The organism is Stenotrophomonas sp. YJH_SMC_110 (genome assembly GCF_059369255.1).
In genome coordinates, this window is sequence record NZ_JCAFSM010000001.1 from 187,047 (window position 1) to 203,311 (window position 16,265).

Genomic DNA, 16,265 nt, shown 5'->3' on the forward strand with positions numbered 1-16,265 from the left:
CCCAAGCATTAATAACGTATTCTTAGCAAATGGCAACGGCCCTGCTGTGAATTCCTTCACGGATTCACCATGCAGCCCCTGACTGTTCCCCTTGCGCTCCCCGGTGCCGACCCCAGCCGGCACCTTGCGTAATCTATACTCTGCGACCACGAAATTCGCAATCGGAATCTGAACCCGATGACTCGACTCCGCCGCTGGCTGCGCTGGATCTTCTTGATTGTCCTGGTCCTGGCGCTGATCGGCGCGGCCGCCGTGGGCGGTCTGTACTACGCCGTTTCCTCCAAGCTTCCCGACGTGCAGACCCTGCGCGACGTGGAAATGCAGGAGCCGATGTACGTCTATGCTGCCGATGGCAAGCTGATGGCGGTTTTCGGCGAGACCCGGCGGACCCCGATCACCATGAAGGACGTGCCGGAGAAGCTGAAGCAGGCCTTCCTGGCGACCGAGGACGCCCGCTTCTACGAGCACGGCGGCGTGGACTACATGGGCATCGGCCGGGCGGTCTGGCTGCTGGCCACCACCAGCGACAAGCGCGTGCCAGGTGGCTCCACCATCACCCAGCAGGTGGCCCGCCAGTTCTTCCTCAGCTCCGAGTACAGCTACACCCGCAAGCTGGCCGAGATCCTGCTGGCGCGCAAGATCGAGTCCGAGCTGAGCAAGGACGAGATCTTCGAGCTGTACCTGAACAAGAGTTTCTTCGGCAACCGCGCCTACGGCGTGGCCGCTGCCGCCGAGTTCTATTACGGCAAGAAACTGAACGAGCTGGACCTGGATGAGATGGCCTCGCTGGCCGGCATCCCCAAGTTCCCCTCGTCGGGCAACCCGATCTCCAACCCGGAGCGTGCCCGCCAGCGCCGCGACAACTACGTGCTGCAGCGCATGGCCGACCTGAAATTCGTCAGCCAGGCCGAGGCCGACGCGGCCAAGGCCGTGCCGATGCACGCCACCGCGCATGAGCCGCCGGTGCAGGTCGATGCTCCGTACGTGGCCGAGCTGGTACGCCAGGAGATGATCGCCCGCTTCGGCGGCGACGTGGTCAACAAGGGCTATCACGTCACCACCACCATCGACTCCACCCTGCAGACCGCCGCGAACCAGTCGGTGCGCGACGGCCTGCTGCTGTACGACCACCGCCACGGCTGGCACGGCGTGGAGAAACAGGTGCAGGTGGGTGCCGGCGAAGACGCCGCCGCCCTGGCCGAGCACCTGCGCGGCATGTACGGCCAGGCCGGCCTGCTGCCGGCGATCGTCGCCAGCACCGGCGCCGACGGCAGCGCCACCGTGGTGCTGGCCAACCGCAGCGAGATCGTGCTGCCGGCCGGCGCCGCCAAGTGGACCAACAAGACCCCGGGCAAGCTGGTGCAGCGCGGTGACATCGTGCGCGTGCGCGCCGGGGCCAAGGAGGGCGAGTGGCTGCTGGACCAGATCCCGCGCGGCCAGTCCGCGCTGGTCTCGCTGGATGCCCACAGCGGCGCGCTGAAGGCGCTGGTGGGTGGCTTCAGCTTCTCCGGCAACAAGTTCAACCGCGCCACCCAGGCCCGCCGCCAGCCGGGTTCGAGCTTCAAGCCATTCGTCTACGCAGCCGCCTTCGACAAGGGCTACAACCCGGCCTCGATCGTGCTCGACGCCCCGGTCGTGTTCCGCGACCGCCGCGGCAAGACCTGGGCCCCGCAGAACGACGGCGGCGGCTTCCGCGGCCCGATGCGTCTGCGCGAAGCGCTGGTGCAGTCACGCAACCTGGTGTCGGTGCGCCTGCTCGATGGCATGGGCGTGGACTACGCACGCAAGTACATCAGCGAGTTTGGCTTTGCCGAATCGGAGCTGCCGCCGAACCTGTCGATGTCGCTGGGCACCGCCTCGCTGACCCCGCTGTCGGTGGCGCGCGGCTACGCCGTGTTCGCCAACGGCGGCTCGCGCGTGGACACCTGGCTGATCGACCAGGTCAATGACCGCGACGGCAACCTGGTGTTCAAGGAAAACCCGGCGCTGGCCTGCCGCGACTGCGCCGGCAGCAGTGACCAGCCGGTCAACCAGGTGGTGGACGGCTTCAACTTCGGCGCTCCGGCCCCGAAGGTGGACCCGGCCGCCGCCAAGGCCGAAGCCAAGGTCGAAACCCCGGCGGCACCGGCCAACCCGGATGCCCGCACTGCCCCGCGCGCGATCGACGCCCGCACCGCCTACCAGCTGGTATCGATGATGCGCGACGTGGTCCAGCGCGGTACCGGCGTCCAGGCCAAGGTGCTCGGCCGCGAGGACGTGGGCGGCAAGACCGGCTCCACCAACGACCACCGCGACGCCTGGTTCTCCGGCTTCGGTGGCCCGTACGTGACCACCGTGTGGGTGGGCCGCGACGACTTCCGTTCGCTGGGTTACCGCGAATACGGTGGCAAGGCCGCCCTGCCGATCTGGATCGACTACATGCGCACCGCGCTGAAGGACACCCCGATCGCGCAGAACGACCCGCCCAGCGGCATGGTCCAGGCCACCCTCAACGGCGCGACCGAGTGGGTGAAGGTGGAAGACATGGACCGCCTGACCGACTACGACCTGAACCTCAATACGCCGCAGGCCGACGCCGCCGCGTTCGATATCTTCTGAGGAAGGGTCTGGTGGGTGCCAACGGTGAGTTGGCACCGATGCAGCTGTAGAGCCGAGCCCATGCTCGGCTCCGGGCGCCTGCGATAGAGCAGCCGAGCATGGGCTCGGCTCTACAGGATCAACGGCACCCGCTTGCTGGCCTCCATGAAATACCCACGCGGATGTCACATCCGTGCGCTAGTCTGTAGCCAGGTCGCAACAGGAGTCATCGCATGCATCGCGCCCGTCAGCATGCTGCCAGCCAGACCCGCGAGCGGCGCCATCGCCTCGCCCACGAAGCCGCCCGCCTGATGGCCGAAGGCGGCATCCGCGACTACCATCAGGCCAAGTTGAAGGCCGCCAGCCGGCTCGGCATCCACGACGATGCCTCCCTGCCCCGCAACACCGAGATCGAAGACGCCCTGCGCGAGTACCAGCGGCTGTTCTCCGGCCCCCAGCACGGCAACGAACTGCAGCGCCGCCGCGAAGCCGCGATGCGCGCGCTGGAGTTCCTGCACGGCTTCGCACCGCGCCTGGCCGGCCCGGTGCTGGAGGGCACCGCCGATGCCAACAGCCCCGTACAGCTGCACCTGCACAGCGACGACCCGGAAGCCGTGCACCGCTTCCTGGACGAGCACGGCATTCCCGCCGAGTCGCGGACGCGCCGACTGCGGATGGACCGCGAACGGAGCCTGGACGTGCCGGTGTGGGTGTTCAGCGCCGAAGAGCTGACCTTCGACCTGGCCGTGCTGCCGTATGACGCCCTGCGCCAGGCGCCCTTGTCGCCGGTGGATGAGAAGCCGATGCGACGCGCGTCTGTCGCACAGTTGCGGCAGCTGCTGGCCGAGGCGGAGATCACCGCGTATATCGGGGGGTGACGGTTGCGCCGACCTTGGATGGTTCCGGCCTTGGCGGGTGCGGACCGTCGGTCCGCACGATGCATCAGGCGTGCGGACACCTGGCCCAAGAGCAGCCGAGCATGGCTTGGCTCTACAGAAGGCGCGCTGCCTGCTTCCTTCTTCTGGTGGGTGCGGACCGTTGGTCCGCACGATGCATCAGGCATGCGGACACCTGGCCCAAGAGCAGCCGAGCATGGCTCGGCTCTACAGAAGGCGCGTTGCCTGCTTCCTTCTTCTGGTGGGTGCGGACCGTTGGTCCGCACGATGCATCAGGCATCCGGACACCTGGTCCAAGAGCAGCCGAGCATGGCTCGGCTCTACAGAAGGCGCGCTGCCCTACCAGACATCATGGTGCTGCTCCTCCGGCTCATCGCCAAGCAGGCGCATCAGCCACGGTGCTCCCACCCGCTGCGGGTACGCCATCATCATCCGCGCGTGCATGTTCTGCAGATCGCCCAGCAACCAAGTCTGGTTGTAGACATCGCCGAACGGGTCCGACCACGCCGTCTGTATCCGCGCGCGCTCACCGCCGTTGAGGTTGGGCATCCTGTCCAACGGCACCTCCAGCACCGGCTCCAGCCCCCGGTTGATGGCTGCGTTCTCCGCCTCCGCCGCACGCATGAGCTCCAGCCGGTGGCTCACCTGCCAGCATGGGAAGGGGAAGCAGCTGCCCGTGGCTTCGATGTATGCCGCCATGTCGGCCAGCATGTGGGCTTTCAGCTGCCACACCCTCTCACTGTCCAGCAGTTGTCGCACCCGCAGGGTGCGCAGCGTTCCCGCGCGGACGTCTTCCGGCGTGGTGAACGGCTCGCCCGGTGTCGGGCCACCATGCCGCACCAGCACGATGCGATGGATCGCCTCCTGGGTGATGTTCTCCACGCGCAGCGCGGCGGCCTCCGGATGCACGCGCGGTGGCGGCACGCTCGCCACCCGCCAGTGGTACCAGAGCACCAGCGCCATGCCCACCAGGCACAACAAGGTGAACTGCACCCAGCGATCGAGATTGCGGGTGTAGTAGTAGAAACGCGCCCGCCACAGATAGAACGTGCGGTAGCTGATGAATCGGCTTACCCATCGATACATTGCCATCTCCTCGGCAAGGACCCCGGCGCGGCGGGGTTCATTACGCGCACCACGCCGGGGCTGCACGGCTTACCAGCCGATGCCCACGCCGACGCCCATGCTGCGCTCACCGCTGTTGGTGAACGCACCATTGAGGCTGAAGGTGGCCGAACCCTTCTCGTTGAGCACGCGCTGGTAGCCCACCGCCATCGCCGACTCACCCTCGCTGTAACCCACGCCCGCACCCAGGCGGTTGTAGGTGGCCAGGCTAGCGGTGTTCATCGCCATCGCACTCTGTGCGCTGCTCATTGCCGCCATGCGGTTGAAGCGCCTGTCCATCTTGTCCAGGCGGCGCTCGAAGTTGCTGATCGCACCATCGGTGTACTCGTTGGCCCGGGCCAGCATCTTTTCCAGGTCGGCGGTATCGACCTGCGGCTTGGGCGTGTCGTCCTGCTTCGGCTTCGGCTGCGGGGCCGGCTTGTCACCTTCACCGGTTGAGGCGATCTGCGGCGAACCGCTGGTCTCCGGTGTCGGCGCGATCTCTTCGGTGGATGGCGAAGGCGTGGATGCTGCCGCCATGGCGTGGGCCTGCGGCTGACCGTCGATGCGCTGCTCCAGCCCATCCATGCGGCCGTTGATCTGCTGCTGCATCGAATGCAGCTGGCCACCGTTGACCGCATCGCGGCTGCCGGCCGCGATCAGGCCGTTGGCCACGTTGGAGATGACCATGCCGTTGGCACCGGCCAGTGTGAGCTGATGGGTACCATCTGCGCGGACCGAGGGGCTTTCCTGGAACACGGAGCGGAGCTGGGATTCGACCTGGTTCACGCGCGAGGTGGTGCTGACGACTGCGCCGTCGAGCGCTTCCAATGCGCCGTTGAGGGTGGATTGGGACTGGCCTTGGACATTGAAGCTGGGACCGACGATGTTGCCATTGGTATCGACTTCGCCGCCGAGTGCGGACAATGCGCCGCGCAGCTGGCCGACGGTGGCGGCATTATGGTTGGCGGTGCCGTTGGCGATGTTTACGAGGCGGCGCTTCGTACCAACACTGCCAAACGACACAACCCCCGCCTCGGCTGCATAAGAGCTGGTTCCGAGCGCTATAGAACCATGTGCCCCGGGTTCGACTCTCGAACCAGCACCAAACGCTATGGCTCCGATTGCACCAGGCTCGCCGGCCCTACCAACCTCAGCTCCAGTTCCGATGGCAAAGCTGGAATCTGAGCCTTGGTAGACAGTGGACGCCCGTCCGATGGCAATTGAGTTTTTGCCCATTGCCTCAGTGAATGTTCCAATTGCCGTGCCCCCCTCAATGCCCGTCTTTGCCAAGTTTCCAATGGCGAGACCACCCGGACCAGCCTGAGCACCGCCATACTCAGGAGCCGTACCCACACTGACGTACTGGCTGATGCCTTCCATGGCCGAAACACGGCTGTTGGTCTCATAGAGCTGACTTCCGCGAACAACGTCCGAGCTGTCAGCCGACAGCTTCGCCTCGGCCACGCCAGTCAAACGTGCACCGCCAAAGTCGATTGGACCGCTCGCATCCAATCCACGCATGGCCTGCTCACCTATCTCCCGCTTCTTACGCATCGCCTCCAGATCATTCCGATTTTGCGAGATCTTCTGTTCTGCGGCGTGCAACTGACTGCCGGTTACGGCATCACGGCTTCCCGCCGCCACTCGGCCGTCAGCCAGGTTGGTCAGCACCATGCCATTCACGCCGTTCAGCGCGACCTGGTTCATGCCGTCGGCACGGGCCGAAGGTGATTTCTGGAAGATCGAACTCAGCTGGCCTTCCACCTTGTCCGCGCGACGGTCTGCGGTGACGACGGCGCCATCGAGTGCCATCAGTGCGTCCTCGACGGTGTTCTGCGTGCCACCCTGCATCGTGTAGGTCGGGGCGATGATGTTGCCGCTGGCGTCCATGCCTGCGCCGCCGCCGAGGGTGGCTAGGGAGTCCTTGAGCTGAGAGACGGTGGTGGCGTTGTGGTCGGCGGTGCCTCGGGCGATGTTTACAAGGCGGCGCTGCATACCACTGTTTCCGAACGATGCAACTCCGGCTTCATTTGCCTGAGCGCTGCTTCCGAGTGCCAGCGAGCCATGGGCTCCACTCCCGATCTTTGCGCCCGCACCAATAGCAACACCGCCATCTGCTCCACCGCCCGCTGCCCCCACCTCAGCACCGGCCCCCATTGCAAAGCCACTCTCGGATTGCTCAAAAACGGTTGCCCCTCTACCAATCGCAGTCGAACTCCTGCCCATTGCCCTGGCTCGAGTACCAACCGCAGTTCCACTTTCAGAACCTGTCTTGGCTGAGTTACCGATAGCGACCCCTCCTGCCCCCGCTGCAGCAGGCTCACTGATGGGCGCCACGCCAATACTCAGGAACTGACTAACCCCTTCCAGAACTGAGATCCGTGAATTGCTTGAATACAACTGCTTCCCAGAGACTGCTTCGGCGCTGCTGGCGCTCAATATCGCGTCCGCTACACCACTGATCTTCCGATTGACATTGGCACTGTTGCGCACGTCCAACGTCGTGCCGCGGTTCTGCTCACCCAGGCGGACAATCCCCGTGGCCGAAACCTGCCCGACGAGCCCACCCAATACGGTAGCTTCAGCCAAGGCCTTGGTGGCATCAACCTGTGCGGCATTGGCCGTTGCCTGCGCGCCGTTCGCAGCATTCTGTGCAGTCGTTGCCCGGCCGTTGGTTTCACTCAACTGCTTGCCCGTAATGGCCTCGGTACTGCTGCTGCTGACAGCGCCATCCGCAAGGTTGACGATCTTGCGCTTGATACTGGAGCTGCCGACCGAGACCTGATTGATGCCGGTGGTCTGGGAGCCGTTGCCCAGAGCGACACTTCCCGTGTGCGATGCCAGGGCGCGGTCGCCCAACGCAACGGCACTTTCGGCACCCGCCTTTGCAAGATTGCCAAGCGCCGTCGAATACAAGGCCGATGCGGCGGCCTCCCGGCCAATGGCGACGGCCTGATTGCCGCTCGCATCTGCCTTGTAGCCCAGCGCGGCGGCATGGGTCGCCGCGGCCGTCGCATCATTGCCTACGGCCACGGCGCGATCACCCACTGCCGAAGCACGCAGGCCTGCCGCCACCGCGCCATTGCCACCGCGCGTTGCAGCACCGAGAGCAACTGCACCGGTGGCAGCGCTCTTGTCGCCGTTGGCGTCGACACCGGCCCGAGCATCTGCACCAACTGCGATGCTGTTGGTGTTGTAGGCCTTCGCCGAGCGCCTCATCGCTACGCTGGCGGTGCTTCCGCTCCCTTCCGCCTCTGCCGCCAGCCCGATAGCCGGGGCGGATGCGTTCAGGCGCGCGGCTGCCGCGTCTGCGACGCGCTGTGCATCTGCCAGCTTGGTGTTGGTGGCATTCAACTGCTTGCCTGACACAGCATCGGTGCTGGACGTACTCAGCGTGGCATCCGCCACGCCCGTGATCTTGCGATTGGCGCTGGCACTGTTGCGGACGTCCAGTGCGGTGCCGCTGTTGCTTGCGCCTATACGGATATTTCCCGATGCAGACGTCTGGCTCAGAAGGCCGGAGAGCGTATTGGCCTTTGCCAGCGCACTGTCGGCATTGGTCTTGGCGGAGTCGGCGACGGACCGTGCGGCCGTTACATTGGTGTTGGTGGCATTGAGCTGCTTACCAGACACAGCATCCGTACTCGTCGTGCTTAGCGTGGCATCCGCCACGCCCGTGATCCTGCGATTGGCGCTGGCGCTGTTGCGGACGTCCAGCACGGTTCCGCTGTTACTTGCACCTAGGCGAACGTTCCCCGAGGCAGACGTCTGGCTCAGGAGGCCGGAAAGCACATTGGCTTTCGACAAGGCATTGTCCGCATTGGACTTCGCCGTATCGGCAACAGTCCTGGCCGCCCTGGCGGTCGAGTAAGCCGAATCCGCTGTGCTTCGCGCCGATGCTACATTCTGATTGGTTTCATACAGCTGACCACCGGTGACCGCGTCCGCACTACCGTAGGAAATGTTGCCTGATGCGACATTCACGATCCTTCGTTTAATGCTGTTGCTTCCCACCGATACTGTGTTGCTTCCGTTGGCTACCGAGTTGGCACCAATGGCCACCGCATTCGATGCGGTGGCCGAGGCGCCGCTTCCAAGGGCGACAGCATTCTCGGCGCGAGCCGTTGAGCTGTTCCCCAAAGCGGTTGCGCCAATGTAATCGGCAAACGCTCTCGTCCCGATGGCAATGCTGTGACCACCATTTGCGCCAGTACGCGACATATAGCCGATGGCGACGCTGTCGACGTCGGAGGTTGTAGAGTGGTAGCCGAACGCGACACTGTTACGCTTCTCGACTCGCGCACCTTGACCGAACGCGAACGAGTAACTTCCGTACATTCTGGACCCCGCACCGATCGCCATCGAGTTCGTCACATCCAAACCCATGTCAGCATAGCCTGTCGACATGCGAGGGTCCCACGAACCTATGAATGGAATGCAATGCCGGATGTTCCCGTTGTCACCCGAACAACCGACATCGAGACCCGCATTCGCGCTGCCCGCCGCACCGGCCAGTGCGATGAAGACAATCAGTGCGGTCCCGCGACGATGAATCAAGGCGCTTCGTGGCTTTCCACGCGCTGCTACCAGCTCGCCCACGACCACCCAACACTGCTTTGCATTGCTCCAGATACGACGATAGATGTGGTTCATGCTCTCTCCCTTAACAGGACATCGAAAATGAGACCCCGCGAACAGCGCGGGGCCAGAACGATCAGGCGCTTGGCGCCAGGGTGGTTACGTGCTCGCGGTAGCCGTCCTTGGACAGGCGGTAATGCAGCTGCACGGTGTTGCCCGGCTGAGGCTGGAACGGCAGCTTCAGCTCCGCGTCCGGGTACAGGCTTTTGGCAAAGTCGTGGGTCGTGCAGGCACCACTGGCGCTGCACTCGGCCAGTCCGGTGATGCCGACCCGCAAGGTCCCCACGTTGCGCAGGGTGTCGCCCTGCAGTTGCAGATCCACGCTGCCGTTGGCGGGCAGCACGTTCACCAGCGCGCCCCAGACCAGGCTGACACCGACGTTGGCCTGTGCCGCCTGCTCGTCACCCTCGAGCAGGGTCCCGTCCGGTCCCCTGACACCCTCGAAGTAGACGCGGTAGGCCACTTCCTTCTCCACGCTGCGCAGTGGAATGACCCGGATCAGGCGATTGCCTCCGCCAGTCAGTGCGAACTTCCCAGGGGTGATGGCGACCGCGGCGTCGGCCGCCTCCATGTCCACCTCTTCCTCGCCAACCTGCGCAGGATTCGCGATGCGCAACAGGCGTGCCTGCACGTACTGCGGCTGGGTGGAGTGCGAGTAGACGCGGATCTGCGTACCGCGCTTGCCATCGACGGCCGCGCGCATCGGATGGATCGAGAGGTTGGCATGTACCGGCGGCGCCAGCAGCGCGCTCAACGGCAGCAGACAGAACAGCAGCTTCTTCATGATGAGGCTCCGTGGGATCAGGGTTTGGCGGTCGGCACGCGCAGCTCTACCGTCAGCTCGCCGTCGTAAAGACCGGGCCGCTTGCTGGCGATGGGGGTAGGCGGCGTTTCCAGCACCAGCGGCGTGGGCACGCAGTACACGGGTTGATTGATGCCCGGCAGCATCACCAGGCGCAGCTGCGCGCTGTCGATGCCGCGCAGCAGCTGTTCCTCGCCGTGTTTCATGGCCAGCAGGTTTCCGCCGTATTTCAGGCCGACCTGGTAGTCGAGGCGTTGGGTGTCGTCACTGCCGCCATCTCCGTGCCAGACCGCGTAGTCCCGCCCAGGCGGGGGCCGTGGCCCGCTGTCGCGCACGGTGACGCCGAGGAACTCGCTCTGCGAGCCCACGCCGTCGTACAGGCACATGTCCACTTCCTTGTAGCCGCCGACCATCTTGCGGATGGGGTCGTAGCGCAGGTCCATGTTGACCAGCGGTGCGATGCCGTCGAAGCCCGGGAAGTAGATCGAGATCGCGTCGTAGTCGGTGACGGTGAAGTCGAAGTTGAAGGTGGCTGTGGCGACGGGTGCTGCGGCGGGGTCGGCCTTGATTTTTAGGCGCATTGTGGCTCTCCAGTGACCAGCGACGAGACGCGTCAGCTCGGATGATGGAAATACGAGCTGGGAACCTGTGCCGATTGGCTGATCGCTACCACAGGTGTAATAGAACGCTTCATGGAGCGCCCGCTGATTTCTGTCCCAATAATCTGGGTTACAACTCCAATCACTCAGGACTCTCTGAAGGCTCCCGAGCACCCGAAGCTCCGTGCGCAGGCCTGTCCGGCTCTCCACAAGCCGCAGGACAATTTCGGACGGTCCGCTAACTATCGATGAATCTCCTTCCGTCGCGCATCGCCCAAACTCACTATCAGAAGCAGACCCACAAACTACGTGGATCTGCCCATACTTCATCGCCAGATCGTGACTGAACCCCAGCACCGTCCGCGGCGCCCACAGCTCCACATCACCCGGCACCGCCGAGCGATCCCAGCTCAGCACGATGTCACGGCTCTGGTCCGTCGGATGCGTCTCCGGCGGCCACTGCGCCCACGCCCGCGGCATCACCAGCACCAGCGCACACACCAGCATCAACACACACATCCAACGCCGGCTCATGGCGTACCTCCTGCAGCAGCGGTCTGGGGCGTAGCGGCAATCAACGCGCGTTCCTGCAGCAGGCGGGTCACGCGGGCCTGCTGGCGAATCTCGGGCGGCAGCTGGGCCACGGCCAGCGGCTCGCAGTGCACGGCGCCGACCAGCAGCACCACCTGGCGGCGCTCGCGCACCTGCAGCGGGCAGTGCAGCAGGCGGTCGTCCTGCAGCAGGTACAGCGTTGTTTCGCGGCGCGGGAAATCGGCAACGAAGCTGCCGTTGGCGCTGGTGCCGGGCACCGGCGCATTGAGGATGCGGGCGCCGCCCACGGGCGCCCCCGCAAGGTCCTTGGCGTTGCCGATGAAGGTGTAGGTCACTTCGATCGGCACTGGCATGCGCATCAGCTTGCCGGGCGTGAGGAACATCGGCCGTGCACCGCCCACGCCGGTCACGCGGATCGCGGCGATGCTGTCCAGCGTGCTGGCATCCTGCACTTCGGCGCGCTGCGACTGATAGGCCTGCAGCGGCAGCAGCCGGCGCTCGCCGATCTGCAGACGCTGTCGGCGCAGCCCACCCACCTGCAATTCCGCGGCCACGCCATGCAGGTCGGCATCGTCGAAACCGTCCACCTGCACGGCCAGGCCGGCCTCGGCGCCGTTGGCACCGCTCCAGTAGAAACCACGACGGCCCAGTGCGAAGCCGGAGCTGTGGCTGCCGCTGTAGCCGGTCTCGCCACGCCCGCGCTGCTGATAGTGCGCGATGCTGGCGGTGGTGTTGCCGATGCCGTTCTGCAGCTGGCCACTCAGTGACGCGCTGTAGCGATCGTTGTTGTTGGCGCGCAGTTCGGCGTTCAGCTCCCGATAGTGCGTGTCCCGGTCCTGGCGCAGGCTCTGGCCCACGCTGTAGTCGATGGCCGGGCGCTGATGCTGCGGCTGGCGCACGTCCACCGCGTAGCGGCGCTGGCCGCTGCTGTCATGGTTACGCTGCAGGCGGGTCAGGCTGAGGTTGAAGTAGATGCCACGGTCACGCTCGTTGCTGCCGCGCACGCTGTCGGTGCTGCGCTGCTGCCATAGCCCCACGCGCGTGGACACGCTGAAGTCCTGCCAGCGGTGGCTGCGGCTGAAGCTGGCCTGCCAGGTCCGGCTGAGCACGGGCTCGCGGCGCGGCTCCAGCGGACCGGGCGGCAGCAAGGGATCCAGCCCGAACAACGGGTCCTGCTCGAATTCAGGCCGATGCCAGCCGGTGCGCCAGGTCTGGCGCCGGGTGTAGCCCACGTAGACGTTGCCGCCGGCCAGCGGCAGCGATACCGAGCCGCTGAGTGAGTTGGTGCAGCCCAGCTGGTCGCGTGCATCGGCCTCGAACTGGCAGGCCTTGCCGCGCATGCGCTGCTGGTAAAGATTCCACGACGCCTTGCGCCGGTATGACAGCTGGTGCTGCTGACCATTGCTGCCATCGCTTCCACGCATGCCGCTGAGCGAGGCGCGCATTTCCTGGGTGGCCAGCACGCGGCGCAGGTCCAGGCGCAGCTCGCCGTAGCTGTGGCCGCCGAGGTTGGCGGCACCCGCGGTAAGTGCGGCATCGCGGCCCAGCGGCACGCACACGCCGGCCATTGCCACGCTTTCTCCATCGAAACGGTCGCTACGGCGCTCGTTGCGACGGCCACCCTGCACGAACCACTGCCACTGGCTGTTGGTCCAGTCGCCGCCTTTGTCGAACGGCGCCTCCTCGGTGCGCACCAGCACACCGTCCTCGTAGATGCGCATGCGCACCAGGTAGTTGCCGAACGGGAAATTGCGGGTGTCGATCTGGTTGATGCCGGCCTGCAGGTAGAAGGTCTGCAGCAGCCGCTCGCCATCGAACACATCGACGCGAGCGTCGCGCGCCAGCAGCACCGTCAGCGGCGTGGCCTGCACGGCGGCGTCGGTGTCCACGTAGGCCTGGGTGGTGCCCACGCGCGCGCCCTGGAAGCGGTCCAGCGGCAGCATGCTGAAACTGAAGGTGCCGCCCTGCGGGCTGGACAGGTTGCGGCGGTCCATACGCCCGGCCTGCAGGTAGTGCGCCTGGCCCAGGTCATGGCGGTAATAGACGTTGTCGAACTGGAAGTCGTCGTCGCTTCGGCTGCGGTAGCGTTGCTGGGTGTAGTACCAGTCGGCGGACAGGTGAGCGCGATCAAACAGTCCCAGCGTGCCTACGCCGCGCGCGGACAGCGCCTGATGGTCGCGGCCGCCGCTGACGTTGAGCGTCTGCTGGTGCAGGAAGGCGTTTTCGGCGTTGGCCGTGACTGTGTGGTAGCGCTCGGCGGCCGGCTCGCCGGGAATCCACTGCCGCGCCACGAACAGGCGCACCGCACCCTCGCCTTCGTCATACAGCGCGCGCGCGACGGCGGGATCGTCCGGTGGGTCAAGATAGCCGCAACCGGCCGTGGCGCCGCCAAAGCGGCACGCCAGATGGCTGTTGCGCGGCAGCGGCTGCGACAACGCCGGCAGCAGCGCCGCCTGCGCTTCGGCAGGCAGGGCCAGCGCCTGCAGCACGCGCGCGGGGTCTTCCAGCTGCACGTGCTCCAGGGTCACGCGCACCGGCGACAGCCCGGCCGAGCGGCCGAACAGCTGGATGTCGAGTTGTTCGGTCTGGCCTTCGACCAGATCCTCGAAGCCGGCGGGGACGCCGTGGGCCGCTACCGAGGGAGCAGCCAGTGCCAGGGCGAGCGCGACCGCCAACCGTGTAACGGCGGGGGCATGTGGGGTCATGGGGGGTACCGCTGGAGTAGCGGCCGGCCCGGAGTGCGGGCCGGCGCGGGAAGCCGTGGATCAGGGCTTCTGGTTCATGACGATGTAGACCATGCCTTCGTAGCGGCCGTTGACCGTAAGCGGGCCACCGGCACCCGCCTGGGCGATGGTCAGGGGCATCGAGATGGAGGCACCCGGCGTCGAGCTGGCGCCGTTGAACAGGTCAGCCGCCTTGAACTCGGTGACCGCGGTGGTCAGCGCGTCGGTGTTCAGGCTGACGGCCAGCGGCACGCGCGTGGCGCCATTGAGCAGCACCGGATCGTGGCCGAGGCGCACCTCGATGTCCGCGGTTTCGTCATTGGAATGGATGCGCACCTGCTGCGTCGACGGCAGCAGGCCACGCAGCGGATCGTGGGTCAGCTGCACGGTGTCCGGCAGCGGGGTGCCATCGTCGCGCAGCAGCGCCAGGGTCGGGTCGACGTCGGCGTAGACGGTGATCTTGGTTTCCAGCGCGTGCGCGGACAGCGAAGCAGTAGCCAGCGCTGCAGCGAGCGCGGCCTTCTTGATAATGGCGTGCATGATTGTCTCTCTCGGACAAGGGGGAATTTGAAAGCTCCCCTCCCCAAGGAGAAAAGGGAGGGAAGCGCCGCCCGCGGGGATGGGTGCGGGCGACGGAGAGAATGTTAGAAATCCATTGCCATGCAGGCCATTCAAGCATTCCTAAAACGTTGAACGTTAAGGAGAATTTTTGAAGGCGCTCTATGTTTGAGGGTTATGCAATTTCCCTCACTGTTTGAATGCAATAAACCTCATTGCATTGCGTTTGTAGAGTCGGGCATGGCTCGACTCTACTGTGGGGCATCCACGCGTGGCGTGGATCTGCGGGATGGCATCAGGCCGCCTTTCGGCGGCCTGATGATACGGCGCGGTGGTGCGCGATCAGAAGAAGATCGCGTACAGGATCAGCAGCGGAATCGGCACGCCCAGCAACCAGAGCAGAATCATCTTCATGGCAGGTCTCCTTGCATGGAAGGGTGGATTACAGGTCGCGGCGGCGGCCGCCCCAGGTGGCGCTGAGGCTGGCGAAGAACGCGCCGATCAGCAGGGTGATGAAGAGCCACAATGCGGCGTAGGCGGTCGCCTTCCGCGCGTCGTCGGCAGCCTGCTTGGCGGTATTCCTGGCCTTCTGCAGCGCTGCACGCATGCGGGTCTGCACATCGGTCACGCGGGCCTGCGCTTCAGCCGGGCTCATCCCGGTCTCGCGCGCGATCAGCTGTGACAGGTACTGGGTATCGGCCGGATCCAGGCCTTCCCCCTGCAGGCTGTTGACGATGATGCGGTTCACTTCGGCACGCACTTCGCGGCGATCGCCGATCGGACCGTTGCCCGGCGCCGGTCGCGGCGGTGGGGCCATGCGCGCGTCGCGCGGACCGGCGCCCGCTGCCGGCGGTGGCGCGGCATCCGGGTCCATCGGTGCGCCCGGCGGCGGCGCTGCGGGATCGGCCGGCCCTGCGTGGGTCGTGCTGCGGAACAGCGCATCCACCCAATAGTCGAGGTCGCCTTCCGGTGCAGCCGCCACAGCGCCGCTGGCACCGGCTGCAGCCACGCCGACGGTGGACGCAGCGGCACCGGCAGTGGCGCCGGCCACCTTTGCGCCCGCACCCAGCACGCCACCGATGGCCGACGTCAGCAGGCCCGCGGTCAGCAGCGTGGCCACCGCCCACGACACGAAGCCGTGCGCGGTGTCGCGGAAGTAGGTTTCGTCGCCGTGGATCTGCGTCCACTTGGTACGCAGGCGACCCGCCAGATAGCCACCCAGGCCGGAAGCAGCCAGCGCGGTGAAGGTGAGCCAGGCGATGCTGGACCAGCCGAAGGTTTCCTTGCTGACGCCTTCGAACGACCAGGGCGACACCGACGACAACCCCAGGCCCACGCCGAGGATCAGCAGGATGAGAGAGAGCGCAGCGGCGGCGGCGGCGCCAGCGAAGATGGCTCCCCACGACACCGCGCTTTCGCTGGCGGGAGGAACGATGGGGGCAGTGACGACAGCGGCGACGTCAGCGCCGAGCGGGCCGCGCTCGGGTGGGTCGAATCGGGTACTCATCGGGATGGACGCTCCATTTCAGGTGCTGCGGATGCAGCTGGCGTCCTGAGGCTGCGCGAGCGCTTGTGAAGCTGGTGAGACCCCTGAATCACGCGGTCTTGTCGCGTTGAAGAGCGTGCCAACCAAGGTTGGCACCTACCAAAGGCGGGAACGCGGTAACTCCATGCCACGCGTGGATGGGGAGCGTGCCAACCAAGGGCGGGAACAAGTGGATCCACGCCATGCGTGGATGGTTTTTCGCGAGTGTCGAAAGCGTGCCAACCTTGGTTGGCACCCACCAGGGCGGCAGAAAAAAAAAACGCCCCG

General features: G+C 65.7%; 9 protein-coding genes. 2 read left to right on the top strand and 7 right to left on the bottom strand.

Annotated features, from left to right (window positions below):
- The first annotated feature begins 177 nt into the window (after positions 1–177).
- Positions 178–2,598, top strand: coding sequence for a penicillin-binding protein 1A (locus AC5P6H_RS00820; protein ID WP_046432301.1), 2,421 nt, complete (start codon positions 178–180; stop codon positions 2,596–2,598).
- Between the two features lie 212 nt (positions 2,599–2,810).
- The gene (locus tag AC5P6H_RS00825; protein ID WP_043034094.1) at positions 2,811–3,455 is read left to right on the top strand and encodes a hypothetical protein; all 645 of its coding nucleotides are present in this window, start codon (positions 2,811–2,813) and stop codon (positions 3,453–3,455) included.
- Between the two features lie 357 nt (positions 3,456–3,812).
- Here AC5P6H_RS00825 and AC5P6H_RS00830 read toward each other — a convergent pair whose 3' ends face one another.
- The 7 genes from AC5P6H_RS00830 to AC5P6H_RS00860 all read right to left on the bottom strand — a co-directional run bounded on the left by AC5P6H_RS00830 (position 3,813) and on the right by AC5P6H_RS00860 (position 15,959).
- A complete protein-coding gene (locus AC5P6H_RS00830; protein WP_164077201.1) occupies positions 3,813–4,559 on the bottom strand; it encodes a hypothetical protein in 747 nt (248 codons plus the stop codon).
- Between the two features lie 69 nt (positions 4,560–4,628).
- A complete protein-coding gene (locus AC5P6H_RS00835) occupies positions 4,629–9,233 on the bottom strand; it encodes an ESPR-type extended signal peptide-containing protein (protein WP_495202233.1) in 4,605 nt (1,534 codons plus the stop codon).
- A 61-nt stretch (positions 9,234–9,294) separates the two neighbouring features.
- On the bottom strand, positions 9,295–10,002 hold the full coding sequence (locus AC5P6H_RS00840; protein WP_495202234.1) for a pilus assembly protein: 708 nt from the start codon (positions 10,000–10,002) through the stop codon (positions 9,295–9,297).
- Positions 10,003–10,019: 17 nt separating this feature from the next.
- Positions 10,020–11,153 (bottom strand): CblD like pilus biogenesis initiator family protein, encoded by a 1,134-nt coding sequence (locus AC5P6H_RS00845; protein ID WP_169412293.1) that lies wholly within the window; start codon positions 11,151–11,153, stop codon positions 10,020–10,022.
- Entirely contained in the window at positions 11,150–13,876 is a 2,727-nt protein-coding gene (locus AC5P6H_RS00850) for a TcfC E-set like domain-containing protein (RefSeq protein WP_495202235.1), read from the bottom strand. The genes AC5P6H_RS00845 and AC5P6H_RS00850 overlap by 4 nt, the downstream gene beginning before the upstream one ends.
- A 60-nt stretch (positions 13,877–13,936) precedes the next feature.
- Positions 13,937–14,434 (bottom strand): CS1 type fimbrial major subunit, encoded by a 498-nt coding sequence (locus tag AC5P6H_RS00855; protein ID WP_046432313.1) that lies wholly within the window; start codon positions 14,432–14,434, stop codon positions 13,937–13,939.
- Positions 14,435–14,894: 460 nt separating this feature from the next.
- Complete coding sequence (locus AC5P6H_RS00860) at positions 14,895–15,959, bottom strand: hypothetical protein (RefSeq protein WP_445391887.1); 1,065 nt, start codon at positions 15,957–15,959, stop codon at positions 14,895–14,897.
- Between the last annotated feature and the right edge of the window lie 306 nt (positions 15,960–16,265).